The following is a 25,344-nucleotide window of genomic DNA, read 5'->3' on the forward strand; positions in this document are numbered from 1 at the left end:
ACTCCTTTAATATAATTTTAAATTCCTATCATAGATCTTATTGAATCTATTAAGGAATAAATATCCAAATCTTCATCTCGCATTTTTCCTATCACATATCCTATCGTTGCAAAAATCAATAAAACCAATGTTTTTCCAAAACCGATCAGTAATAACAGGAGCGCTAGTAGGAAAAACAACGTTGTCCAAATAATTCGAAAACGATAAGGTGCAAGCTGTTTGATAAAGCGTTCTTTCTTTTCTTGTTCCATGACGTCCCCCTCCTAAATCACCCGCGATTGTTTTTTACCTAAAACTGTAGATTCTGTTGGTTCTTTTTCTCTTAATTGAACCGTTACATGACTATCAATCGATTCTAAGGCTGTATCTAACGCACTTTGTATTGTTTGTTTGATCTCTTCTGCTAAAGGTTGAAAACGTTCTTTGCTTCGAACATCCACTTTTAACTTAACTGCTACTTTCTCTTTGCCTTTGATTTTGACGATCATTTTGGTTTTATCTGGATGAATAATCGTGCTGTAAGCATCTTCAACAAGTTGTTCTACAGTACTTTTAGGTATTTCGATCCGATTCTTACCATTTTTAACGATTAGACGTTTTCTTCGCCCTGAAACAGAAAGAACGACAATTAAACTAAGGAATAAAAGTCCTCCTAAAATGAGTAAAATCCATTCAAAAAAGGTAAATAACCATGGATAATTGTATAGAAGTTCGTCTACTTCATAAGACAACCAAGGTATGTCGATCAACTGACTAAGTATGCCTGCTGTTCCGACAAACAATAGGAGTATGAGTAATGCAAAAATAATTTTCAACAATCGTTTCATATACTTCCCTCCTTTTGAATTAGTTGTTTTGTTATTAATTAAATTGTACCCTCTATAAAAAACTATTACAAAAGATACGAATTCTCTTTTTTACAAGATAAAAAATTTAAGTTTATTTATAGTATAAAAAACGAGTAAATAGTTCTGTCTGAGTTTATCATTCAATGGGGTTATTGTGTCCATCGTTCTGTGATTTTATTCATCCAAATACTCTTCCTTAGAAAATTCTGTATCCTCATACTTACCACTGTCTCCATAGAAATAATTGTAGCGTTGTTTAAATTTGCGGAAAATGTAGGTAACTAGGACTTTGGTGATTGCATAGATAGGGATTCCAAAAATCAACCCAAACATGCCAAGCAAATCGCCCATTACCAACAATACAATGACGATCGTCAATGGATGGACAACGAGTCGTTTTCCCATCACTTGAGGTGCAATCAAATGACCATTTAACATTTGAACCAACATCCAAACTATACTCATCTTGAGAAACATACCGAATGAAACCATCAATGCTACAATCAAAGCGGGTATAAAGGCAATTACAGGACCGATATATGGAATAACGGCTGTGATTCCTACAATGATCGATAACGTACCTGAATAAGGTAGTTTAATCAGCCAAAAACCAATAAATGTCAATATACCAATCGCAATCGATACTAAAATTTGACCTTTTAGATAGGCACCAACTTGACTACTCATTGTTGCACCGATTTCTTTGGCATCATTTCTAAAACGTGGTGGTATGATCTTTAAAACAAAAGAGAAAAATTTCTGATCATCTTTTAATAGGAAAAAAGTAATGATTGGAGCTGTTACCATCACTAACGCGAAACCAGTCAACGTAGAGAAGACCGTAGAAGCGCCTTCAACAGCTTTACTAAAATAACTACCGATTCTATCGGATACACCATCAAACCATCGCTGAATGCCATCTAACGCATCTGCTAAGGGTTTCTCCAAAGCGGAATTATGGAAAAAATCAGTGACCATTTTGTTCAAATCATCCATATATTGTGGGAAACTCTTGATCAATCCATCTACTTGCTTTTGTAGTATTGGAACAACCAAAACAATCCCTAAAATAATCAACGAAATCAAAACGATAAAAATCGCTGAGACTCCATATACTCGTTTCACTTTGTGCTTCTCCAACCAATTGACTAAGGGGTTAAACAAATAATATAAGATTAATGCTAAAATTGTTGGACCAATAATCGTTTTGAAAACAACACCGATTGGTCCAAAAATAAAACCAACTTGGTTAAAAATAAAAATCACTGCTCCAATTAACAATAAGGCAACTAGAGTGAATAGTAAATTTTTTCCACCAAGAAATTTGATCCAACGTGTTTCTTGTTTCTTCTCCATTTTCTTCCCTCCTTAATTTTAGAATGTAACAGGCTCGTTTAGCTTCGAATAAAAATAGGAAAATCAGAAAATGGTGCTTTTTTACCCTATTCTGATTTTATCTTTTTTCGAGAAGCTAGCCCAAGGAACTAGATAGCCTAAATGTGTATTGGGCTCGTTAGCTTCGAATAAAAATAGGAAAATCAGAAATGGTGCTTTTTACCCTATTCTGATTTTATCTTTTTTCGAGAAGCTAGCCCAAGGAACTAGATAGCCTAAATGTGTATTGGGCTCGTTAGCTTCGAATAAAAATAGGAAAATCAGAAAATGGTGCTTTTTTACCCTATTCTGATTTTATCTTTTTTCGAGAAGCTAGCCCAAGGAACTAGATAACATCACTTCTTTATTGTAGCTAAAAAATCGTTTTCTGTAAAAAAAATTATCCTTCTTCAATCAAATAGAAAATCACCCAGCCGTTAGATAACAGACTGAGTGATTTTATTTGTTAATTCGCGGCTTTACGTCCTTTTCTTTGTGTTGCTTCCATAATAACAGGAAGGATCACTGGACGTCGTTTTGTCTGTTCAAACAAGTAACGACTCAATTGCTCACGAATATCTTGCTTTAATTTACTCCACTCAAAATCGCTGCTTTCAAGATGTTTTTCAACAATCTCTGTCACAATATTGCTGCTTTCTTTCATTAAGTCTTTGCTAGTTTTGACATAAACAAATCCTCTTGATGTAATTTTAGCAGGTGAAACAATACGTTTTTCACGACGATTGATTGTCACCACTGCGACAAAAATGCCATCTTCTGAAAGAATGCGACGATCACGAAGTACGATATTGCCAATATCGCCTACACCAATTCCATCAATCATGATATTGTCAGCTGTCGTACTGCCGGCAACGTTCATTTTTTGTTTGCTATACTCGAGAATATCTCCTCGACCAGTAATAAAAATATTTTTGTAAGGAATACCTAATTCATGCGCTAAGTCAGCATGTGCTGCTAATTGACGATATTCACCTTGAATTGGAATAAAATGTTTTGGTTTCATCAAGTTCAACATCAACTGCAAATCGTTAGGCGTTGCATGTCCAGAAACACGCATATTATCAGAGATTTGTTTTACCACACCACCTGCGCGGTACACGATATCCTCTGTTTTTGCCACAGCCGTCTCCATCGCAGTTGTCGGCGTTGTTGTAATATAGACCAAATCGCCTTCTTTGATTTTGATGACACGATGTGTGCCGTTAGCCATTTTTTGTAATGACTTGATTGGTTCACCCATTGTTCCTGTTTCTAAAATAACTAGTTGATCGGCTTGATATTTTTTCATGTCTTTTACACTAACGATCAACTCTTCACTTGGTAATTTTAATTTATCCAGTTTGATAGCTGTATTAATGATTCTTTGGAAATCTTGACCTGTTAAAACAATTTTGCGGTCAGAACGATGTGCGGCGTCCAATACTTGCTGCACGCGTTGCAAGTTACTCGCAACACAAGCGACGATGATTCGCCCTTCCCAATAACGGATCGTATCAAAGACTTCATCCGCGATCTGAAGCTCGGAAACCACCTGAGTTGGATTTTCAGCATTAGAAGAATCGCTCAATAATGCTAATACTCCTTCGTTACCGATTTCAGCTAAACGGCCAAAATCGGTTTGATACATTGGAATCGCACTTTGATCAAACTTGAAATCTCCAGTGTAAACAATATTGCCTTCTTTAGTTTTTAAATTGATTCCGATAGAATCAGGAATCGTGTGTGTTGTGCGGAAAAAACTGATTGTAGCATGTGCAAAATCGATTTCTGTATGCGCATCGACTACATGGAAATCATTAAAATCTTTTGAATCTGCATGATCTCCGACGTTTAATTTTGCTAATTCGATCGTTAATTCCGTACCGAATACTGGTACATGAACTTTAGATAAAAGATAAGGTAACGCTCCAATTGCATCGGCATGACCATGTGTCAAGAAAATTCCTGCAACACGGTCAATATTTTCCACCAAATACGTAAAATCGGGAATGACCACATCAATTCCTAATAGCTCATTTTCTGGATATTTTAATCCACAATCCAGTACAAAAATCTCATCTTCCACTTCTGCGATGTACATATTTTTACCATTTTCACGAACGCCACCTAAGGGAACGATTTTTATTGTACTCACTCATTTCACCTCTCTATGTTCTCATACCAAATCAAAGATCCAGTATGCTTAAAATTTTCGCTTTTTCTTCTGAAGTACATGATACAAGAGGCAAACGTAACTCACCAACGGAAATGCCGAGTTGATTCAACACCGCTTTTACTGGAGCCGGTGAAGGAACTGAGAATAATGCATTCATCTTCGGCAATAATTGACGCTGAATGCTTGCAGCTTTTTTTATTTCTCCGTTGTTTAGTGCTTGGAACATATCGTACATTTCAGAGCCAAACACATGGCTAGCAACTGAAATCACCCCTTGTCCACCTATAGCTTTTATTGAAAAAGCTAAGGAGTCTTCTCCAGTATACACTAAAAAGTCTTTTGGCGCCTTTTCTACCAACTCTGTCATTGCATCTAAACCAAAACACTCTTTGATTGCAATGATATTTTCCAATTCAGCAAGGCGTAAAGTTGTTGCTACATCAAGGCTTGCTACCGTTCTTCCTGGAACATTATATAAAATGATCGGTAAATCGCTCGCTTCAGCAATTGCTTTAAAATGTTGATACAATCCCTCTTGATTTGGTTTATTATAATAAGGTACGACCGCCAAACCTGCATCGATTCCTCTAATTGCAGAAAGTTCTTTTACAAATTCAACAGAATCACGAGTATCATTGGTTCCCACACCACAAATAATCGGTACTCTTCCATCAACTAACCGAATCACTTCATTGAATAACTCAATTTCTTCATCATGAGTCAATGTGGGTGATTCTCCTGTCGTTCCGGCTAAAATAAGTGCTTCTGTATGATGATTCAGCAAATGCTCAACTAATTGTGGTAGTTGTGCAAAATCGATTGCGCCACTTTCATCAAAAGGTGTGACCATTGCTGTAATTATCGTTGCATTTTCTAAATTCATACTTACTACCTCCTAATTTAAAAGCGTAGCAGGCTCGTTCAGCTCTGACTGGTAAATAGGAAAATAAGATTGAGGAGCTTTTTGCCTCATTCCTATTTTATCTTTTTCCCGAAGAGCTAGCCTGCGAAGCTGGATAACATTAAAGCGTAGCAGGCTCGTTCAGCTCTGAATGGTAAATAGGAAAATAGGATTGAGGGGCTTTTTGCCTCATTCCTATTTTATCTTTTTCCCGAAGAGCTAGCCTGCGAAGCTGGATAACATTAAAGCACAACAGCTCATCCAGAATTGATAGGGAAATGGAACTAAGGATTTCTCCTGCATTCACATTTTATCTTTCAAAAAAAGCTAGAGACTATTTAGACTCTCACTAAATCCATCTTATGCAGTGTTTCTGCAATTTGAACTGAATTCCAAGCAGCTCCTTTTAGTAAGTTATCAGAAACCACCCACATATGATAGCCATTATCAATATCGATATCTTGACGAATCCTTCCTACAAAGGTTTCTTTGCGATCAATACTGGTTAAGGCTTGGGGATAAATTTGCTGGCTTGGATCATCTTGCAAGACCGCACCAGGAGCCTCAGCAATTAATTGTTTGATTTTATTCACGTCAGAACCTTCTTCTTTGACCTCAATATAAATTGATTCAGAATGACCTGACAATACAGGAATACGGACACAGGTCGCAACGACTTTGATGGTGTCATCTTCCATGATTTTCTTTGTCTCATTGATCATTTTCCATTCCTCATACGTATAATCAGCATCTGAAAAGACATCAATTTGCGGTAACGCGTTGAATGCTATTGGGTAGTGTTTTTTATCACCACCAGCTGGTAGAATAGCTGCTTCCAATTTTTCAGCAGGCGTCCCGTCGATATACGCCAGCGCTTGCGATTTCAGCTCATTCATCGCATTGATCCCAGCTCCGCTGACTGCTTGATAGGTCGAAACGATCAAACGGTCCAAACCATATGCTTGGCGAATTGGTTCAAGTGCCACCATCATTTGAATAGTCGAACAGTTTGGATTGGCAATGATTCCTTTGTGACGTTTCAACGCTTGTGGATTAACTTCCGGCACGACTAAAGGTACGTCTGGGTCCATTCTGTAATGACTTGTATTATCTACAACTACAGCGCCTCGCTTGACCGCCTCCGGTGCATATTGTTTTGAGATACCTCCACCAGCACTGAATAAAGCAATATCGATATCTGTGAATGATTCGGGTACTAACTCTTCAACGACAAGCGTTTGTCCCTTAAACGCTATTTTTTTTCCCGCAGAACGTTTTGAAGCTAAAAGTTTTACCTGATTTATTGGTAAAGATGTTTCTTCCAACATCTCAATCATTTTTGTACCAACAGCACCAGTTGCGCCTACCACGGCAACATTATACATTTTTTTCATACTTATTGATCTCCTCTCAAATTACTGAAGAAAGTTGCTTTTCCTATTTTACCATAATATTGTCTTTTACTACATAGGAAGTAAAGTGATTTTGCTTTAATTTTGTCAAAAAAGAATAGGAAAATTTTGAATCCTAACCTTTCAAATCATTTTTTAATGGCATTCTTAGGATCTGTGCAACTTAGTCGACTAATTTTTTTTGCAGATTTATACTGATTTAGCCACACATTTTGGGAGGATGATTAGATGTACACAGTAGCAGATTATTTGCTTGATCGCTTAAAAGAGTTAGGGATCGATGAAATTTTCGGGGTTCCTGGAGATTATAATTTAAAATTTTTAGACCACATTACAGCAAGAAAAGATCTTACGTGGATTGGCAATGCAAACGAGTTGAACGCTGCTTATATGGCCGATGGTTATGCACGTGCGAAGGGAATTTCAGCATTTGTGACAACATTTGGCGTAGGTGAACTAAGTGCAGTCAATGGTTTAGCTGGAAGCTATGCGGAAAATGTACCAGTTATCGAAATTATTGGTTCACCTACCACAACTGTTCAAAATAATAAAAAACTTGTTCATCATACAATGGGCGATGGTGATTTCCTTCGTTTTGAAAGAATGCATAAAGAAGTGACCGCAGCGATTGCCCATTTGGACGCCCAAAATGCTACATCTGAGATTGACCGTGTACTGGCTATTGCTTTGAGCGAAAAACGCCCAGTTTATATTAATTTACCGATCGACATTTCTGAAATGAAAGTAAATAAACCAAAAGATTCTTTAAAACAATCACAAGAAAAGCTCGCTACTATTGAGCTTGAGCTATTAAAGAAAGTGGAAAAAGCATTACAGCACGCCCAAAATCCAGTCATTATCGCTGGACATGAAATTTTAAGCTATCATATTGAACAGCAATTAAATGAGTTCATTCAAAAATTTAATCTACCAGTAACAACTTTACCTTTTGGAAAAGGCGCATTTAATGAAGAGGATTCCCATTATCTAGGAACTTACACCGGATCAACAACGGTTGAACCTCTAAAAAGTCGTGTTGATACTGCTGATCTAGTTTTACTTTTAGGAGCAAAATTGACAGATTCAGCCACATCTGGTTTTAGTTTTGGTTTTACGGACAAGCAAATGATTTCAATTGGAATGACTGAAGTTCTGTTTTATGGAGAAAAATATGCAGGTATTCAGCTAGATCGTTTTGTTTCTGAATTAAGCACTGTATCTGTTTCTAAATATACAGATGAAATAGTTCCTGTCAAACGATCATCAAACCTACAAATTACAGATAAGAAATTAACTCAGAAACAGTTTTGGAAAATGGTGGAAGCTTTTATTATGCAAGGGGATACTGTGATCGGGGAGCAAGGCACTTCTTTCTTTGGCTTGACAAGTGTTCCGTTGAAAAAAGATATGCGCTTTATCGGCCAACCTTTATGGGGTTCGATCGGGTATACATTTCCTTCAGCATTAGGTAGCCAAATTGCAATGAAAAATAGTCGTCATTTGTTGTTTATAGGCGATGGTTCATTGCAGCTGACCGTTCAAGAATTAGGTACTGCCATAAGAGAACAGCTGACACCAATTGTTTTTGTGATCAATAATAATGGCTATACTGTTGAGCGGGAAATTCATGGTGCAACAGAACCCTACAATGATATTCCAATGTGGGATTATCAACAGCTACCGCTCGTATTTGGAGGCACTGATCAGACTGTAGCCACACATAAGGTCACCACAGAAATGGAATTAGATCAAGTCATGAAGGTAGCTAGAAAAGATACGAGACGATTGCAATGGATTGAAGTTGTGATGGATCAAGAGGATGCTCCTGAGTTATTAAAAAAATTAGCGAAGGTATTTGCAAAACAAAATTCTTAAACCGATCATTGTTACGATTGAATCTATTGACTTTCTAAAGTAATTTGTTATAGTTAAAAGCGATATTTACCTAATTTGAAGGAGTGAATAATATGGCTCGTGTTGAAAGTTTTGAGTTAGACCACAATACAGTGAAAGCCCCTTATGTTCGTTTAGCGGGTACTGAAAAAAATGGGGATGTATTGATTGAAAAATATGATCTGCGTTTCCTACAACCAAATGAAGATGAATTGCCAACAGCTGCTGTTCATACATTAGAACATTTATTAGCCGTTAATTTACGTGATCATCTAGAAGGAATCATTGATATTTCTCCTATGGGTTGCCGAACTGGTTTTTACATGATCATGTGGAATGAACATTCTGCAAAAGAAATTCGTGATGCGTTAGTGAACGTCTTGAATTTCATTGCCGAAACAGATTTCGTTCCTGCAGTTTCTGCTAAGGAATGTGGAAATTATAAAGACCATTCTTTATTTTCTGCACAAGAATATGCGAAGATTGTTTTAGAAAAAGGAATCAGTTTAGATCCTTTTGAACGAGTTTTATAAGAGATTTCAGTGAAAGTAGTCGGAATTGAAGTGTTTAGCCCTGATAAATAAAATCAGATTGCCTTTGCTTCGACTGTTTAGTCGTATTTAGGGTGTGAAACAAAAGTGAACATTGCTTTTGTTTCACACCCTTTTAATTATCCTAATGCAACATCTAAAATCATCATAATAATGAACCCCAGCATCACACCGAAAACTGCAAAATGTCGTTTACTCGTCACGGTCTGCTGCGCTTCTGGAATCAATTCCTCCACTACCACATAAATCATCGCACCAGCTGCAAATGCCAAAGCATATGGCAATAACAAACTAACTTTTGTCACTAAGACCGCTCCAATGATCCCAGCTATCGGTTCGACGATGCCCGAAGCTTGTCCGTATAGAAACGCTTTTTTTCGACTTAAATTTTCTTGTCTTAATGGAATCGAAACTGCTGCACCTTCCGGAAAATTTTGGATCCCAATTCCCAAAGCTACAGAAATAGCTGCTAATACTGCTTTTTTCGGATCATCTGCTGAGCTTGCTGCACCAAACGCTACCCCAACTGCTAAACCTTCGGGGATATTATGTAAGGTAATCGAAAAAACTAACAAAATCGTTCGCTTTAAATGACTAGGCAGTCCTTCTTTCTCGTGGTTTGGCCCAAAATGCATGTGTGGCAATGTCTTATCGGCCACATACAAAAATAAGCCGCCTAAACCAAAGCCAAAACTGACTACCAACCATGCAATGCTGCCATTTTCTTCTGCTTGTTTAATTGCAGGGTCTAGCAAAGACCAAAAGCTTGCTGCAATCATCACACCTGATGCAAAACCTAGCATCATATTAAGAATATCTTTTTTTATTTCCTTGAAGAAGAAAACCAAGCCAGCCCCCAAAGCTGTCATAAAATATGTGAACCCTGTCCCTACTAGTGCTTGTTGCCAAGCTTCCAAAGATAACAACCAATCAATTATTCTAAACACCCCATCTCTCAAAAGTACTTTCCATAACTTCACTTTACCATACCAACAATTTTATAACCACGTTTAAAGTAAAACAAGGAGGGAGTAAACAAAAAATTTGATATTAATTTATAGGATACGAATTTCAGTATACTCGATGAATTACTTACTGCTACAAACTTTACTATTCCAAAATAAGCTAATTTGAAAAAGTGAACTAAGAAGTGTATGTTCTACTATTATTGAAGCTAAAATTTAAAATTGCTCGCTGGTTTTCTATTGAGGAAATGGTGTATAATTCAAAAAAATGAAGATCTAGTCGTTAAAAAAAATAATCTGGTTAATGAATTTATTTTAAAAGGCTCTATACTTTCTGATGTTGGTGAGAAATCACCGGCATCTTTTTTTAATGCAAAATAATAGAAAAGACATCTCGATATCCTTTAGAATTAAGTCGACTAAAACCAATTAAAAGGAGGAAATCAAGATGTCTTACACCAATCTTATCAAAAATACCTTAGATATTCTAGACTTAAACATTACTTTTACTGAAAATTCTTTAGAAAAAGAACGCATTAAGGGACGAATTTGTCAGGTATTTTCTGGTACATTAGACTATTTAGCCCACTCCTGTCTTCATTGTGGAGAGAAAGAAAAAGGAAAGATTATTCGTTGGGGCTATACGACTTGTCTTATTTTAATGAACGATGTGTCTGAGTATCAAACGTATTTACGCTTGAAGAAACGCCGTTTCTTCTGTTATTCCTGTGAAAGAACGTTCGTCGCTGAAACAAGTCTGATCCAAAAAGGGTGTTCGATTTCTAAGAAAGTGAAGCTATCTATTGCCGATCGATTAAGAAAGGTCACGTCTATGAGTGAGATTGCGCGTCAAAAGAAGGTCTCTGTTTCTTCTGTCTATCGCGTCTTGAAACAATTTTATGAACCGAAAAAAATCAATCGCCTGACCTTACCTGAAGTCCTTTGTTTTGATGAATTTAAATCGGTTAAACAGGTCGCTGCTTCTATGAGTTTTATCATGATGGATGGTCAAACAAAGCAGTTAATTGATGTCATTGAAAACCGTCAATTGTCCTTTTTACAACGTTATTTTTCACGATTCTCTTTGTCTGTTCGTGAACGTGTAAAATATATCGTTTGTGATATGTACGCTCCTTATTTTTCTCTCGTCAAAAAATTGTTTCCTATGGCTCAGATTATTCTCGATCGCTTTCACATTGTCCAACACATTGGACGAACCTTTTTAAAACACCGCATTCAACGAATGAATCTGTTTCTCCAGAAAGGAACTGTAGAGGCAAAAAAATATCGACACTTGAAGAAGTACTGGAAACTTCTTCAAAAGAACCAATCGAAGCTCGATTTTGAAAAACGCCAATGGCGTCCTTCTTTCCGCACCTATTTAACAGAAACAGAACTCGTTGATCGACTCCTTGCATATGATGAGGAGTTAAAATCTGGTTACACCTGTTATCAGAACGTTCTTTATGCGGTACAAACACGAGACTACACAAGATTCCACTCGCTATTAGAACAAGATTGTTCTGGACTTCCCGTCTATTACCAAACAGTTTTTTCTACCTTTAAGAAAGTTCAAAATGAAATTAAGCATGCTCTAGAATTATCCTATTCCAATGGCCCATTGGAATGCTTGAACAACCATATCAAAGTGTTAAAGAGAAATGCGTATGGGTTTCGTAACTTTTATAACTTTAAATTGAGAATTGCTTTATGCTTTGGTAACGTTCTTTTTCAGCCGAATAGAAAAACCTAGAGGTATTTTCCTCTAGGCCTTACAATAATTGATTTAATTCTTTGGATTTTCTTCACCAACATTAGTTGACAAAGAGCCTTTTAAAAAAACTAAAAAAAAGCAGATGCAATTATAACGCATCTGCTGTTTTTCTATTTTATTTATTGTCATTTTTATGAAATTTTTCTTTGATATCCTCAAAACCGTCTTTGATTTTATCGCCTAATTTTTCAGCGCCATCTTTGATATCTTCACCAGCATCACGAGCTTTTTCTTTTGCATCACCAAATGCTGATTGTGCTTTTCCTTCAACTTCTTTGCCTTTATCATCTGTTACTTTACCTTGCACTTCTTTTGCTTTTCCTTCAACTTTGTCTTTTGCATCATTTACGCGTCCATCTAAATCTGCCATGTGAAAATACCTCCTAGTTAATTTATATTACATAACTAGCATAGCATCATTTTACAAAGGCTTCAAACGATTTGCTTTGTTTTTTAACGTTGAGCTGTTTAGTGTTCGTTCAACCATTGTTTCGCTTGATTGATTTCGTCCATAGTTATTTGATGACCTGAATTGGTGGTTGTGACCGTAACTTCTGCCTGCCTACTTTTTAATTGCTGAACCAATTGGTCTGATGCTTCTTCAGAAACGATAGGATCATATTTACCCACGGATAACCACAGTGCCTTATTAGAGAGTGAAAACCGTTGCGTATCCACCCCTAGCGACATTGGATGAAATAAAAGCGCATGTTTAATGGTAATTTTACGTTCCAACAAAATATGGGCAGCTATGTTAGCACCGTTTGAATACCCTACAATGATCCAATCTTCCAAAGGTATTGCTTCTTCTTCGCTGATAGAAGTAATAGCTTTTATTAGTCGATCACTTTCTTCTTCTAAGCTCACTAAATCAAATTGATTCAACCCATTTCGTTTAAAAAAACGATTCATACCAGATTCTTGAACTGTTCCTCGAAATGATAGGAGTGTAGCTTCTTCATTCAAAAAACGAGCAATTTCGAGCAATGAGGTTTCATCCCCACCAGTGCCGTGAAGCAGCAGTAACTTTTTTCCGTTTGGACTACCTTTTTCGATTATATACTTCATTTTTGATCCTCTTTTTTCTTATTTGGCATAATGACTAAATCTTTATAAACTTACTTTTAGTAAGCGTAAATTTATTTTAGCATCTTTCTTTCCAATTGTCATCTTCTGACACTTCGATTGAAAAGTAAATGATTCAGATAACTTTTTTTATTATTGTTACTATAATAAAAAGTGCAGATTTTTTCGCAAAGAATTCCTTGAACGATTTCATTTAAAGGTGTGGAACAAAAGTGACAGTCACTTTTGTTCCACACCTTTATTTTTTAACGTTTTTCCAATTCTTTTTTAGCTAATGCCAAACAACCGATCGTCCCTGGATCATCTTCTAATTCAGGTGTAACAATGTAGTTTTCTAAAGGTGGTGTTTTTACATAACCATTGAGGAGTTTTTTAAATTCATGATGAACTTTTGCTAACATTTGACGCTGTTTCATCACGCCCCCGCCAAAAATAATTACATCGGGTGCAAGTATCAATGTTGTATTGTAGGCCGCTTGTGCAATATAGTACGCTTCAATAGCCCAAATCGGGTCTTCTTCCGCTAGCTCTTGCCCTTTTTTCCCAGCTCGTTTTTCAATCGCTGGTCCTGCAGCCATCCCTTCCAAACAATCACTATGAAAGGGACAACTTCCCTTAAATCGATCTTCAGGGTGGCGCTTCACGATCATATGTCCCATCTCTGGATGACTGAACCCTTCGATAAAGCGTCCATCTTGAATAGCTCCCGCACCTACACCTGTACCAATCGTATAGTAGACACAACTAGATAACCCTTTTCCACTTCCAGAAACATATTCTCCATAAGCCGCCGCATTAACATCCGTTGTAAACGCAATTGGCACATCAAATCTACTTTTCATCGCCCCAACAAAATCATAATCTTGCCAAGCTAATTTTGGTGTAGAAGTAATATGGCCATAAGTCGGAGAATCTTTATGAATGTCAATCGGTCCAAACGAGCCGATTCCGATAGCTTTCAGCTTGTATTGCTTAAAAAACTCAATTACTAAAGCCATTGTTTCTTCTGGTGTTGTCGTAGGGAAACTGACTCTTTCAATAATCTCAAGATTTTCATTTCCGACACCACATACAAATTTTGTTCCTCCAGCTTCGATACTGCCTAATAATTGTTCTGTCATCTTTGCCACTCCTAGCTATTTTTTCTGTTACTATAATTCAATTCAAATCGTTTAAAATTAATTGATTTTATACATTGTTCTACTTTGGTACGTCGTCTCTGGATATAAAACAATATCACCAAATCCATCAAATTCAACTGCTCCTGGACTGACTTGCGTCTCTAAAGTGATCCCACCTTGATGAACAAGTTTCTTTCCTCGAATCTCAGGACCCTCTTCAAACTGCGCTGTAAAAATAACAACCGCAGGACGATCCGTATACATTTCAATAGAAAGTTCTTTATCTGGTGCAGTGATGATCGCTTGGGGCTTAACAAAACCTGTATGATTCAAAATAAAAGGATGATCCAATCCATTCACTAAACTATTTTGTTCATAATTCGTTTCGAATACTTGTTTCATTGTCTTAGATTGTCTAAAATCAAAAGGTGTCTCACTAACTGAACGTAATTCACCTGTAACGGTTGTATCCTCATTGACTACCGCAAATCGGTCAGCTTCTACAACTAATTCATGCGCATCAATTGATTGTGTTACGTCCCCTGTTAAATTAAAATAAACGTGATTGGTTGGATTATAAAGCGTTGCTTTATCTGTCTCTGCTTGATAATCAATGATCCATTCATTTTTGTTCGTTAGTGAATAGCTTACACGAGCGTTTAATTCTCCTGGAAAACCGTTTTCTTTATCAGGACTCACATATGAAAATATCACCGAAACTTGGTCGCTGCTTTGTTCTATTTTGGCATCCCAGATTTTCGCCTCAAAACTAGCTTCTCCACCATGCAACGTGTGCCCATTTTCAGGAGAAACTGGCAATTGATAGTTCTCATCATCGATTGAAAATGAGCCATTCCTGATTCTGCCAGCAACCCGTCCAATCGTTGCACCGAAGTACATATCCTTAGTATGATATTCCTGTTCAGTATCAAATCCTAAAACGATATTTCGTTCTTTTCCATTCACAGGCACGATCAGATCTACGATTCTTGCGCCTAAATCAGTCACATTCATTGTTATACCTGAATCATTCGTAAGCGAATACAAAATAGCTGTCTGTCCAAACTTTTTTTTACTGACCTTCAAATATCCCATCCCTTTCCAATTATTCAAACTAATAACTATTTTATCATTTTTTGATTCATTTTAATCTTTATTTTATCATTTTATAGTACTTTTGTTTGATTTTACAATAATTCTGTCAAGTTGCACTTTTTATTTTATAAAAAATAAGACCCAACTCATTACTGAGAAAGGTCTTATAACCATTGCTGTTTGAATTAAGCGTCTGGATTGGCGTTGGCATCTTTGATACCATACTTTTTGTTGAAACGGTCCACACGTCCGTCTGCTTGTGTAAATTTTTGACGTCCAGTGTAAAATGGATGAGAGTCAGATGTAACTTCGACACGGATTACTGGATAAGTATTTCCGTCTTCCCATTCAACTGTTTCATCAGAGTGCTTAGTTGAACCTGATAAAAATTTAAAACCAGTTGTTGAGTCCATAAATACGACTGGGTGATATTCTGGATGGATATCTTGTTTCATAGTCTTTTCGCTCCTTTGCCCTGATCCATTTGCTGCACCAGAGTTTATTTGTCGATATACAACACTAATATAATAGCATGATTCGTTTATCGATGCAATTATCTTTTAATATTTTTTTTCGCTTGTCTACCAAAAGAAACATCATGAAAATCTTCAAAGAATTTTTGATTATTTTTTGTTTTACGTAAAAATTTGACAAACTGTTCGGTATATTCTAAAGAATCACCTGTCATGTGATTACGCAACTTCCATGTTTCTTCTAACTGTTCTGATGACATTAGCAAATCTTCTTTACGAGTACCAGATTTTTTGATGTCGATTGCCGGGAAAATACGACGATCTGCCAAATCACGTGACAAGTGAAGTTCCATATTCCCGGTTCCTTTAAATTCTTCAAAAATAACATCGTCCATTCGACTTCCTGTATCCACCAAAGCGGTAGCCAGAATCGTCAGACTGCCACCTTCTTCAATATTTCTAGCAGCCCCAAAGAAACGCTTTGGTTTATAAAAGGCAGCTGGATCGATCCCCCCACTCAGCGTTCGACCGCTTGCAGGGATCACTAAGTTATAAGCTCGAGCTAGACGCGTGATACTATCCATCAAAATCACGACATCACGCTTATCTTCAACCAAACGCATTGCGCGTTCTAACACTAATTCAGACACACGAGTGTGATTTTGTGGTTGTTGATCAAATGTTGAAGAGACGACATCCCCTTTAACACTACGCTCAAGATCAGTCACCTCTTCTGGTCGTTCATCGATCAATAGTAATATCAATTCTACATCTGGATAATTTTCTGAAATGCCATTAGCAATTTCTTTTAACACACTGGTCTTACCTGCTTTTGGCGGTGCAACTATCAAGCCTCGCTGTCCAAAACCAACAGGAGAAAAGATATCAATCATGCGCGTTGATAGTCTACCAGGAGTTGTCTCTAATTTGATTTGATTTTCGGGGTAAAGTGGCGTTAATGCTGGGAAATGTGGACGTTCTTTTGCTTCTTCAGGATTTTTTCCATTGACACTTTCAACATGCATCAACCCATAATAACGTTCTGATTCTTTAGGAGGACGTGCTTTTCCAGCAACTTTATCACCGTTTCGTAACCCAAATCGACGAATTTGGGAAGAAGAGATATAAATATCTTCAGCACTAGGTCCATAATTAATGGGACGTAAAAAACCGTAACCATCTTGAGAAACAATATCCAAAATCCCTTCCATCAAGAAGAATCCTTGTTTCTCAGCTTGTGCTCTAATAACAGCTAAAGATAACTCTTTTTTGTTCATTTGACTATAATATGGAATCTTGAACTCTTTAGCATAAGAATAAATATCTTTTAATGTACTATTTTCAAGTTCTGCCATTGTTAAATAGTCGCTCATTTAGCCACCTCAATCTCTTCCGTTTCAATCATTTGGATATCAGCACCAAGGGCTGTCAGTTTTTCGATAATGTGGTCATAGCCGCGTAAGATGTACTCTACATTATAAATTGTTGTTGTACCTGATGCCATCAATCCTGCGATCACTAAACAAGCACCCGCTCGAAGATCTGAAGCCACGACTTCTGCACCATGTAATTGTGCTGGACCATTGATGATGATCATATTTCCTTCAATCGAGGCATCCGCTCCCATCCTCACGAGTTCTGGAATATGTTTTGTTCGTTGTGCGTAGATACTGTCAATAACCTCACCAGTTCCCTTAGCTTTTAACATCAAAGGTGTGATGGGCTGTTGTAAATCTGTCGCAAAACCTGGATAAGGATAGGTTTTAACAGTTGTCATCTTTAAATCATGAGATGGGTGTACTTCGATCATATCTTCTTCAATCGTCATTTTAACGCCCATTTCTTGTAATTTAGCAATAAAACTTTCTAGGTGTTCATAAATTACGTTACGAACTTTTACCCCTTCACCCATTGCAGCAGCTAGTGCTAAGTATGTGCCAGCTTCGATTCGGTCAGGAATAATTGAATGGCGGCAGCCATGTAATTTTTCAACACCTTCGATTCTGATAATATCCGTTCCTGCACCTCGGATGTTTGCCCCCATATTATTCAATAAAGTTGCAACATCGATAATCTCGGGTTCACGAGCGGCATTTTCGATGATCGTTTTGCCTTGTGCTTTAACGGCTGCTAACATTACATTGATTGTAGCACCAATCGAAACCATATCCATAAAAATTCGCGTTCCACGGAGTCCCTCTTCCGTCCTTAAATACATCGCACCATGTTCATTGGTCACTTTGGCGCCTAAAGCTTCAAATCCTTTTATGTGAAGATCGATTGGACGCGGGCCTAAATAACAGCCACCTGGAAGCCCTACAACTCCTTCACCAAATTTGCCTAGTAAAGAACCCATAAAGTAATAGGAAGCACGAAGACTATTGATTTTACCTTTAGGCATTGGAACAGAAACGATTTCAGTTGGATCGATGACTAACGTATTATTGCTAAAAGTTGTTTTAGCACCCATAATTTCTAAGATTTCAATTAATGAATGTACATCTTGAATATCAGGCACACCATCTAATGTTACTGGTGAATCAGCTAGAATAGCCGCTGGGATCAGTGCCACTGCACTGTTTTTTGCCCCACTGATAGATACTTCTCCTGTTAATGGACGATTGCCATTGATTACGATTTTTTTCATTTATTATTCTCACCTATCTATGTAAAACAAATAGTTTTATTTTTTTGTAATATACCCAAACCATTTTAACACATTAAGAGATAATAAAAAAGCCAACAACCATTCGCTTTGAGTTATTTTTAATGATTTTTTGTTTTCTAAACAGTTTTTGTTCATTTTTGAACAAAATAGTTTTATAAATGTTTTTTGACTATAAAAATAGCCCGAGACAAACTATAAATCAGTTTTGTCTCGGGCTGTTTATCATTATGCTTTATTAGCAGAACCGAACCATTCGATGCGTTGTTCAACTAATTCAGTAACAGCTTTTGTTCCTGGTGCTAATAATTTACGAGGGTCAAATCCTTTACCTTCAAGATCTTTGCCTTCTTCAATGTATTTGCGTGTTGCTGCTGCAAACACTTCTTGACACTCAGTGTTTACATTTATTTTAGAAACGCCCATTGAAATTGCTTTTTGAACTTGTTCTAAAGGAATACCTGATCCACCGTGTAATACTAATGGAATATCACCAACAGCGTCAGCAATTTCTTGTAAGTGGTCAAATGCTAATCCAGTCCAATTGTCTGGGTATGAACCGTGGATATTGCCGATTCCGCATGCTAGGTAATCAATACCAGTTGCAACCATTTGTACACATTCTTGAACGTCAGCTAATTCGCCAGAACCGATGATTCCGTCTTCTTCGCCGCCAATCGAACCAACTTCACATTCTACTGAAACGCCTTTAGCGTGAGCTTTAGCAACAACATCTTTTGCTTTTTCGATGTTTTCTTCAAATGGTAAGTGAGATCCGTCAAACATTACTGAAGTGTAGCCGATTTCGATACATTCTAATGCATCTTCGTATTCACCATGATCTAAGTGAAGTGCTACAGGTACAGTAATACCCATTGAATCGATTAAGTCTTTTACCAAATCGTAACATACTTGATATCCGCCCATGTATTTAGCCGCACCCATAGAAGTTTGGATCAAAACTGGCGCTTTTTTAGCTTCTGCAGCTTCAAGAATCGCTTTTGTCCATTCTAGGTTGTTTGTGTTGAATCCTCCGACACCGTAGCCGCCTTTGCGAGCTGCTTTAAGAAATTCAGTTCCTGATACTAATGGCATAATAAAATTCCTCCTAAGTTTTAAAAAAACTGTATTTGTTAAGGCTTATCCTTAACCAACAGTTATATTTTAGCAGACTTTTTAGTACTTTTCTACTAAAATTAACTTTTTCAGAAAACTTTTGTCCAGAGTTTCACAAAACTGTAGACACTTACTGCTTTTTGTCCAAAAAAAGAAGGAACTGGCTAATTAACCTCGTTCCATTCTTCATAATATTATAATGATAATCTCACCCATGTAACTAAAATAGTGATCAAACTGATAAAACCGATTAACCCATAAATCAACCATTTTTCTTGCTTTGAAACATCTGTCTGCTCTTTAGCATCTATCAAACTTAGATAAAAGAATAAACATAAAAGAAATCCAGGGACATTGACTGTAAATAATTGCTGAATCAAATTGAATTTCAAATAAAAGCCTAATAAGGAATGACGACAGTCACTTGATCGACCCAAAATGTACAAACCAAAAAGTTGAAAAATCAGTAACAAAACAACAATACTTGTTAAAGCCAAACTAGGAATGTTCATAAAAATGGTAAGTATCGGAACATTTTTAACTGCTGCTAGAATCAAACTATATAAACCAAATAACAGCGGAATCGTCAGCCAATAGCCAAATAATATTTTCTTCATTTTAACTGGGTGAAAAAATGCTGCCATCACGTTTCCTCCTCAAATTCATTATTCAAATACGTAACATATTTTCTATAAATCAAATCGACCAATACACTTAATCCAACTAGGGACTGTGCGATATGTTCTTTCCCTGACACTATGAACGCCGTGGAATAATAAAAGTACGCATATTGGGCATGTTCTGCAAAAAAATTATGAGAAAATGCAGTAATTGAGACGACTGGAATTTTCCGTGCATTAAGAGATAAAATATTTTCTTTGATGGCATCTGTTTCTCCACTTAACGAGACTATTAAAACGATGTCTTCTTTCGTGATCATGGACATACTAATATCCAATTCTGTTTTGACCGGGATAATGATCGAACGTTTGTCACAAACCATCAGCATCTTGGAAAACTCTTCAATCACTTTTCTTTGAGAATACCCAGTCGCATAACAATAAACAGTATTCGCTTTTTGGATTGCTTTACTTAATGACGTAAAATCGGTTTGTTGTGCTAATTTGACTGTGTTTTCAATATCTTTTGTTTGCAGATCTACTAAATCTGTTTCTGTCGTACCACTATTATTTTGTTTAGACTGGCGCATAAAATACTTAAATTCAGAATAACCAGAAAAACCTAATTTTTTAGTCAATCGTAAAATAGATGATTTAGAACTATGAACTTTTTCACCCAATTCAATAATACTCAGCTGCATAACATCGCGTTCATTTTCTAAAATATACCCTAAAATTGCCCAATCCATTTCACTTAAATGCTTTTGGTGTTTTTGCATCAATGTTTCTAAATTCATATTTGACCCCTCATCTCCTTAGTGTTCTTCCCTTAGTATAAAGGATGAAAATTCAAAACGATACTAAGGGAATTTGCTAAGGAAAACAATACCTAAACCTTTTAAGACAGTTTTGGCCAAAATTCTTTGTTTACTTCTATCAAATCATCTAAAATCTCTTGCGCAATGCGGGCATTTGGTACGATTCTTGACAGCATCAATGCTTGCCATAATTTTTGATAAGAACCTTCTGTCCAAGCTTCAACAACTAACTTTTCAACAGCAACTTGTTGTTCCATCAATCCTTTTTGGAAACGCGGAATCTTTCCTTGAACGATTGGTTCTGGTCCTCTACTTCCCACAATACATGGGACTTCTACCATTGCCGTTTCATCAAAATTGACGACAGCTCCTTGATTTTCAATGATCAATAGCATTCTTTCATGGGTGTTATAAGCAATCGCTCTTGCTAGATCAACGATATAAGAAGCGTGTTCATCAACTTCCAGTGTGGTTCCTTTGGCTGTGCCAGCTTTTGTGATTCGGTTACATTCACCAAAAACATGTTTTTCACGTCCAGCCATGACTTCATTCGCTCGTGTATATTCTGGATTTGCATGCGCGACTTCATCTTGAGGATAAAAATAATATTTTAAATACGTATTCGGCAATGTTGTGGGATCAACTGCATAAACTTCTTTGGCTTTAGAAAAAGTATGCATCCAACTGGCATCTGTATGTTGGGATTCTTCAATTTCTTCTTGCAATGAATAACCAAAATCTTTCACATGTTCTTTGATTTTTGGCATTAGATCATTGCCTTTTTTATCTCTGATATCTGTCCACCATCCGAAATGATTCAAGCCATAATAACGTACCACCATATCTTTTCTTGAATTTAGGCCAACTGATTTCGCCATACGTTCTTCAATACCGACTGGCATATCACAAATATTGATGATTTTGGTGTTAGGACGTAACTTTCTTGTCGCCTCAGCGACAATAGCAGCTGGATTGGAATAATTCAGCATCCACGCATCTGGTGAGTATTTCTCCATATAATCAATTAATTCTAAAACACCACCGATAGAACGCATCCCATAAGCAATTCCTCCTGGTCCGCAAGTTTCTTGTCCAATCACACCATATTTCAAAGGAATTTTCTCATCTTTTTCCCGCATGGCATAAAGTCCAACACGGATATGCGCCATTACAAAGTCAATATCTGTAAAGGCCGTTTTGGGATCAGTTGTTGCTAAAAATTGAATCTCTGGAGCTTGTTCTTTGATAATAATTTCGCAAGCATCTGCAATTTGTTTTTGTCTTTCTGGATTATTGTCATAAAATTTGATTTGTCTGATTGGAAATTTTTCCAAATTATCCAATAACATTAAAACAATTCCTGGGGTAAATGTACTTCCTCCGCCTGCAATTACAATTGAAAATTTCTTCATTTTTTTCCAGCTCCTTCATTTTTATTCATTTACTTGATTTTCAGTTCCTAATGTTAATAAGTTTTCAAATTGCTCTCTCACTTGAGGTACATCTAAACCAACGATTACTTGAAAGGCAGTACCACTTCTCACTACGCCATGTGCACCGCCTTCTTTAAATGCACTGTCAGGTGAAACGATCCCTTCATCTTTTACGGTAATTCTCAAACGAGTCGCACAATTGTTGACTTTTTCAATATTGTCACTGCCACCGAAAGCTTCCAAATAGACTGCTGCTTGTTCTGTATACTGGTTCGCGTTTGCAATAGCAATATCCCCTAAAGTTCCAGCTTTTTTCGCTTCTTTGTATTCTTTTTTGCTATATAATTTAACTTCTTGATCCTCCTCTTCTCTTCCTGGTGTGGCAAAATTAAATTTCAAGATCAATGCCCGAAAAACAACGAAATAGATCAACGTGAAGGATAAACCAATAATCAATTGTGTGAAAATCATTCCTTTATGATTGGCAAATAATGGAATCCAATTTTTCGCCAATAAATCGATAAATCCACCGCCCATATCCCCTACAACACCAAAGAAATACATCGTTGCTGCCATTGTTGCAGCAAGAATAGCATGGAGAACAAATAGCGGAGGCGCCACAAACAAGAATGTAAATTCCAACGGTTCTGTGATGCCAGCCAATACAGCAGTCAATGTAACTGGAATCAAAATGGCTAATACTTTTTTGCGCTTATCAGGTTTAGCAGTAAAATAAAAGGCTGCTGCGATTCCTGGTGAGGCAAATATTTTAGAATTTCCATGCAATGCAAAACCGCCTTGTGGAAATAACTGTTTGAGTGGCGTTGTTGTGCGCGCATATTCATTTAAATGCGCCATCCAATATTTGGTGATCCCATTTTCAACAACTGCTGGTCCAAAGACAAATGGTGTATAGATGAAATGATGCAATCCTGTAGGAATCAAGATTCTTTCTAAAAACGTATACAGCCAAACGCCAAAAGTTCCTGCATTTGCTAAGAAAGTTTGCATCGATCCAATACCCATTTGAATTTTGGGCCAAATAAGACAAATTAGAAACGCAATCGGCAACATCGCGAAAAATCCTAAAATGACAACCAACGAAGAGCCTTGGAAAATGCCTAAAAAGTCTGGCAATTTCGTATCAAAATAGCGGTTGTGTAACCAAACGACGATTGCTGAAACAAAAATGGCTCCTATAATGCCTGTGTCTAAGGTTTTGATTCCTGCAATCAGTTTCATTCCACTTTCTCCGCCGACTTCTTGGCTAAAATCAACACCAAAGAATGGACCAAAATACTCCAACATGCTGCTGATAAAATAATTACACGTTAGATAAATAACAAAAGCTTCCATCGCAGCACGAGCGTTGGCTTTTTTAGCTAGTCCAATCGGTAAACCAATAACAAACAATAATTCCATTTGATTGAATACCGTCCATGCACCATTTTCTAACACAGACCAAACGCCATACCAAACCGTTCCTTCATTTGCGATACTTCCCACGATCATCGGATTTTTAAATATAATCGCAAGCGCTACCATAATTCCAGAAAATGAAAATAGTAATACCGGGGTGAACATTGCTCCTCCAAACCGCTGCACTTTCTCCATCACTAGTGAAACACCCTCCTTCTATTAAATTGTTTTACACGTTAGTTATACCATTGTATGAATGCGCTATCAATCATTCTTCGGGTTTTTGGGAAGTCAGTCGTATGATTGAGAAAAAGTGTCAATCTTTGGGAAATTTACCAAATAAATATTTCCCGACTGCAAGACAAATCAGAACATCAAAAAAGGCTGAGACCTAACTCTACGAGTCATATCCTAGCCTTAATAAATCTGAATAAACGCTTCTGTCACAGCCTTATGGTAATCTCTTTAAAAACTATCTCTAGTTTTGCTTTTTTTTACGTTTCTTCATCTCTGGAAAGCTTCCTGTACTTTTAAATATCCTTTGCTCATCTTCATTCGCAAATCGTCCTAAGACTGAATGAGTAGGAATAATGTTCATAAAGGCATTTTCATCAACTTCATAAACGATTTGCTCCAAATCATATAATTCATAACGTGTGATCACCATCATGATCATTCGGCCTTCAACACCAGAATAACCACCCATAGATGGCAATAAGGTCATTCCTCTTATCATTTGTTTTGAAATCGCTTGTGTCACAATTTCTGGCTGGACGGTCACGATCATTGCTGTGATTTTTTGATGACTTGTGTGGATCGTGTCAACGACTTGAGTCATACAATAAATCGAAATGATCGTATACAACGCACTTTCCCAATCAAAAACAAAACCCGCAATCGCCACAATGATACCATTTAGCATAAACATATAATTACCGACAGTTTTCCCAGTAGTTTTCGATAGAACCAGTGAAATAACATCCATTCCGCCAGTTGTAAACCCCATTTTAAGTGACAAACCAGCACCGATGCCAATCAACACGCCACCCATGATCGCATTCATCAAAGGATTGGTCGTAATCACTTCGATCGGGATCAAAATAGTTGTCAAGGAAATCCAAGCTACATTTAAAAAGCTATAAATAGTTGATTCTTTTCCTAGCTTCATAAATCCCAAAACAAATATTGGAATATTTAATAACAAAATAAAAAGACCTGTATCAATCGTAATTCCAAGATGCGTATGCAATAATGTTGCAATGATCTGCGCCACCCCATTCATTCCAGCAGAAAAAACTTTTGCTGGAATCAAAAAAAAGTTCAAACTGATAGCGACTAAGATTCCGGTAACAAAAATCACTGCAAACTTCTTTAATGTCTCACTTTGTTTATATGACATAACCATTTTATTCATCCAAAAACCTCCCATTCATCTAAAAACCGCCAACATTTTTTACCGTTTTGTATAGTACTATTTAGATAAAAATCCCTCGAATTAGGATAACAGCTGATTCAAAAAAAGAAAAGAAAAAAAGTAGAAAATGAGGATTATTTTATTCTTATGTGGTAGCCGATCAAAAAAAATTCGTTTCTTGACTCAATTA

General features: G+C 36.8%; 23 protein-coding genes. 3 read left to right on the forward strand and 20 right to left on the reverse strand.

Annotated features, from left to right (window positions below; translation table 11 throughout):
• Positions 1-17: 17 nt before the first annotated feature.
• From IGI43_RS04345 to IGI43_RS04370, 6 genes are all read right to left on the reverse strand, one after another.
• On the reverse strand, positions 18-251 hold the full coding sequence (locus IGI43_RS04345; RefSeq protein WP_438756608.1) for a DUF2273 domain-containing protein: 234 nt from the start codon (positions 249-251) through the stop codon (positions 18-20).
• Between the two features lie 12 nt (positions 252-263).
• A complete protein-coding gene (gene amaP, locus IGI43_RS04350) occupies positions 264-827 on the reverse strand; it encodes an alkaline shock response membrane anchor protein AmaP (RefSeq protein ID WP_438756609.1) in 564 nt (187 codons plus the stop codon).
• Between the two features lie 195 nt (positions 828-1,022).
• Positions 1,023-2,204 carry an AI-2E family transporter gene (locus tag IGI43_RS04355; RefSeq protein ID WP_438756610.1) on the reverse strand — a complete coding sequence of 394 codons (1,182 nt, stop codon included), beginning with the start codon at positions 2,202-2,204 and terminating at the stop codon, positions 1,023-1,025.
• 484 nt (positions 2,205-2,688) lie between these two features.
• Positions 2,689-4,377, reverse strand: a complete 1,689-nt coding sequence (locus IGI43_RS04360) for a ribonuclease J (protein ID WP_438756611.1) — start codon at positions 4,375-4,377, stop codon at positions 2,689-2,691.
• A gap of 31 nt (positions 4,378-4,408) precedes the next feature.
• Positions 4,409-5,281 carry a 4-hydroxy-tetrahydrodipicolinate synthase gene (gene dapA / locus IGI43_RS04365; protein ID WP_438756613.1) on the reverse strand — a complete coding sequence of 291 codons (873 nt, stop codon included), beginning with the start codon at positions 5,279-5,281 and terminating at the stop codon, positions 4,409-4,411.
• 356 nt (positions 5,282-5,637) lie between these two features.
• Entirely contained in the window at positions 5,638-6,693 is a 1,056-nt protein-coding gene (locus IGI43_RS04370) for an aspartate-semialdehyde dehydrogenase (RefSeq protein WP_438756615.1), read from the reverse strand.
• A gap of 246 nt (positions 6,694-6,939) precedes the next feature.
• On the opposite strand from IGI43_RS04370, the gene IGI43_RS04375 reads away from it, so the two are divergent.
• Both IGI43_RS04375 and IGI43_RS04380 read left to right on the forward strand, forming a co-directional pair.
• Positions 6,940-8,586, forward strand: coding sequence for an alpha-keto acid decarboxylase family protein (locus tag IGI43_RS04375; protein ID WP_438756616.1), 1,647 nt, complete (start codon positions 6,940-6,942; stop codon positions 8,584-8,586).
• 92 nt (positions 8,587-8,678) lie between these two features.
• Positions 8,679-9,137 carry an S-ribosylhomocysteine lyase gene (locus tag IGI43_RS04380; protein WP_438756617.1) on the forward strand — a complete coding sequence of 153 codons (459 nt, stop codon included), beginning with the start codon at positions 8,679-8,681 and terminating at the stop codon, positions 9,135-9,137.
• A gap of 137 nt (positions 9,138-9,274) precedes the next feature.
• On the opposite strand, the gene IGI43_RS04385 is transcribed toward IGI43_RS04380, so the two are convergent.
• Entirely contained in the window at positions 9,275-10,093 is an 819-nt protein-coding gene (locus IGI43_RS04385; RefSeq protein WP_438758807.1) for a ZIP family metal transporter, read from the reverse strand.
• 475 nt (positions 10,094-10,568) lie between these two features.
• Between IGI43_RS04385 and IGI43_RS04390 the strand changes: the two genes are divergently transcribed.
• Entirely contained in the window at positions 10,569-11,873 is a 1,305-nt protein-coding gene (locus IGI43_RS04390; RefSeq protein WP_438755906.1) for an ISL3 family transposase, read from the forward strand.
• Between the two features lie 136 nt (positions 11,874-12,009).
• Here the strand turns inward: IGI43_RS04390 and IGI43_RS04395 are convergent, their stop codons facing one another.
• The 13 genes from IGI43_RS04395 to IGI43_RS04455 form a co-directional block, all read right to left on the reverse strand.
• Positions 12,010-12,264: a CsbD family protein gene (locus tag IGI43_RS04395; RefSeq protein ID WP_438756618.1), complete on the reverse strand. Its 255-nt coding sequence runs from the start codon at positions 12,262-12,264 to the stop codon at positions 12,010-12,012.
• Between the two features lie 98 nt (positions 12,265-12,362).
• The gene (locus tag IGI43_RS04400; protein WP_438756619.1) at positions 12,363-12,962 is read right to left on the reverse strand and encodes an alpha/beta hydrolase; all 600 of its coding nucleotides are present in this window, start codon (positions 12,960-12,962) and stop codon (positions 12,363-12,365) included.
• A 263-nt stretch (positions 12,963-13,225) separates the two neighbouring features.
• Positions 13,226-14,101 (reverse strand): fructokinase ScrK, encoded by an 876-nt coding sequence (gene scrK / locus IGI43_RS04405; RefSeq protein WP_438756620.1) that lies wholly within the window; start codon positions 14,099-14,101, stop codon positions 13,226-13,228.
• A 57-nt stretch (positions 14,102-14,158) separates the two neighbouring features.
• Positions 14,159-15,196 carry a galactose-1-epimerase gene (locus IGI43_RS04410; RefSeq protein WP_438758808.1) on the reverse strand — a complete coding sequence of 346 codons (1,038 nt, stop codon included), beginning with the start codon at positions 15,194-15,196 and terminating at the stop codon, positions 14,159-14,161.
• Between the two features lie 185 nt (positions 15,197-15,381).
• Positions 15,382-15,651, reverse strand: a complete 270-nt coding sequence (locus IGI43_RS04415) for a type B 50S ribosomal protein L31 (RefSeq protein ID WP_438756621.1) — start codon at positions 15,649-15,651, stop codon at positions 15,382-15,384.
• 98 nt (positions 15,652-15,749) lie between these two features.
• Complete coding sequence (gene rho, locus IGI43_RS04420) at positions 15,750-17,042, reverse strand: transcription termination factor Rho (protein ID WP_438756622.1); 1,293 nt, start codon at positions 17,040-17,042, stop codon at positions 15,750-15,752.
• A complete protein-coding gene (locus IGI43_RS04425; protein ID WP_438756623.1) occupies positions 17,039-18,316 on the reverse strand; it encodes a UDP-N-acetylglucosamine 1-carboxyvinyltransferase in 1,278 nt (425 codons plus the stop codon). The genes rho and IGI43_RS04425 overlap by 4 nt, the downstream gene beginning before the upstream one ends.
• Before the next feature lie 246 nt (positions 18,317-18,562).
• Entirely contained in the window at positions 18,563-19,429 is an 867-nt protein-coding gene (locus tag IGI43_RS04430; protein WP_010760933.1) for a class II fructose-bisphosphate aldolase, read from the reverse strand.
• Between the two features lie 215 nt (positions 19,430-19,644).
• On the reverse strand, positions 19,645-20,094 hold the full coding sequence (locus IGI43_RS04435; RefSeq protein ID WP_438756624.1) for a hypothetical protein: 450 nt from the start codon (positions 20,092-20,094) through the stop codon (positions 19,645-19,647).
• A complete protein-coding gene (locus IGI43_RS04440) occupies positions 20,094-20,867 on the reverse strand; it encodes a MurR/RpiR family transcriptional regulator (RefSeq protein WP_438756625.1) in 774 nt (257 codons plus the stop codon). The genes IGI43_RS04435 and IGI43_RS04440 overlap by 1 nt, the downstream gene beginning before the upstream one ends.
• A gap of 101 nt (positions 20,868-20,968) precedes the next feature.
• Positions 20,969-22,300: a 6-phospho-alpha-glucosidase gene (locus tag IGI43_RS04445; RefSeq protein WP_438756626.1), complete on the reverse strand. Its 1,332-nt coding sequence runs from the start codon at positions 22,298-22,300 to the stop codon at positions 20,969-20,971.
• Between the two features lie 21 nt (positions 22,301-22,321).
• The gene (locus tag IGI43_RS04450; RefSeq protein WP_438756627.1) at positions 22,322-23,938 is read right to left on the reverse strand and encodes an alpha-glucoside-specific PTS transporter subunit IIBC; all 1,617 of its coding nucleotides are present in this window, start codon (positions 23,936-23,938) and stop codon (positions 22,322-22,324) included.
• A 280-nt stretch (positions 23,939-24,218) separates the two neighbouring features.
• Positions 24,219-25,154: a YitT family protein gene (locus IGI43_RS04455; RefSeq protein ID WP_438756628.1), complete on the reverse strand. Its 936-nt coding sequence runs from the start codon at positions 25,152-25,154 to the stop codon at positions 24,219-24,221.
• Between the last annotated feature and the right edge of the window lie 190 nt (positions 25,155-25,344).

Source organism: Enterococcus sp. AZ126, from assembly GCF_051714545.1.
GTDB lineage: Bacteria > Bacillota > Bacilli > Lactobacillales > Enterococcaceae > Enterococcus_L.

What these genes read in the sequence shown, in the direction of transcription:
- IGI43_RS04345 (WP_438756608.1), bottom strand. Translation starts at nt 251, where the DNA reads ATGGAACAAGAAAAGAAAGAACGCTTTATCAAACAGCTTGCACCTTAT.
- amaP (WP_438756609.1), bottom strand. Translation starts at nt 827, where the DNA reads ATGAAACGATTGTTGAAAATTATTTTTGCATTACTCATACTCCTATTG.
- IGI43_RS04355 (WP_438756610.1), bottom strand. Translation starts at nt 2,204, where the DNA reads ATGGAGAAGAAACAAGAAACACGTTGGATCAAATTTCTTGGTGGAAAA.
- dapA (WP_438756613.1), bottom strand. Translation starts at nt 5,281, where the DNA reads ATGAATTTAGAAAATGCAACGATAATTACAGCAATGGTCACACCTTTT.
- IGI43_RS04370 (WP_438756615.1), bottom strand. Translation starts at nt 6,693, where the DNA reads ATGAAAAAAATGTATAATGTTGCCGTGGTAGGCGCAACTGGTGCTGTT.
- IGI43_RS04375 (WP_438756616.1), top strand. Translation starts at nt 6,940, where the DNA reads ATGTACACAGTAGCAGATTATTTGCTTGATCGCTTAAAAGAGTTAGGG.
- IGI43_RS04380 (WP_438756617.1), top strand. Translation starts at nt 8,679, where the DNA reads ATGGCTCGTGTTGAAAGTTTTGAGTTAGACCACAATACAGTGAAAGCC.
- IGI43_RS04390 (WP_438755906.1), top strand. Translation starts at nt 10,569, where the DNA reads ATGTCTTACACCAATCTTATCAAAAATACCTTAGATATTCTAGACTTA.
- IGI43_RS04395 (WP_438756618.1), bottom strand. Translation starts at nt 12,264, where the DNA reads ATGGCAGATTTAGATGGACGCGTAAATGATGCAAAAGACAAAGTTGAA.
- IGI43_RS04400 (WP_438756619.1), bottom strand. Translation starts at nt 12,962, where the DNA reads ATGAAGTATATAATCGAAAAAGGTAGTCCAAACGGAAAAAAGTTACTG.
- scrK (WP_438756620.1), bottom strand. Translation starts at nt 14,101, where the DNA reads ATGACAGAACAATTATTAGGCAGTATCGAAGCTGGAGGAACAAAATTT.
- IGI43_RS04410 (WP_438758808.1), bottom strand. Translation starts at nt 15,196, where the DNA reads ATGGGATATTTGAAGGTCAGTAAAAAAAAGTTTGGACAGACAGCTATT.
- IGI43_RS04415 (WP_438756621.1), bottom strand. Translation starts at nt 15,651, where the DNA reads ATGAAACAAGATATCCATCCAGAATATCACCCAGTCGTATTTATGGAC.
- rho (WP_438756622.1), bottom strand. Translation starts at nt 17,042, where the DNA reads ATGAGCGACTATTTAACAATGGCAGAACTTGAAAATAGTACATTAAAA.
- IGI43_RS04425 (WP_438756623.1), bottom strand. Translation starts at nt 18,316, where the DNA reads ATGAAAAAAATCGTAATCAATGGCAATCGTCCATTAACAGGAGAAGTA.
- IGI43_RS04430 (WP_010760933.1), bottom strand. Translation starts at nt 19,429, where the DNA reads ATGCCATTAGTATCAGGAACTGAATTTCTTAAAGCAGCTCGCAAAGGC.
- IGI43_RS04435 (WP_438756624.1), bottom strand. Translation starts at nt 20,094, where the DNA reads ATGGCAGCATTTTTTCACCCAGTTAAAATGAAGAAAATATTATTTGGC.
- IGI43_RS04440 (WP_438756625.1), bottom strand. Translation starts at nt 20,867, where the DNA reads ATGAATTTAGAAACATTGATGCAAAAACACCAAAAGCATTTAAGTGAA.
- IGI43_RS04445 (WP_438756626.1), bottom strand. Translation starts at nt 22,300, where the DNA reads ATGAAGAAATTTTCAATTGTAATTGCAGGCGGAGGAAGTACATTTACC.
- IGI43_RS04455 (WP_438756628.1), bottom strand. Translation starts at nt 25,154, where the DNA reads ATGAATAAAATGGTTATGTCATATAAACAAAGTGAGACATTAAAGAAG.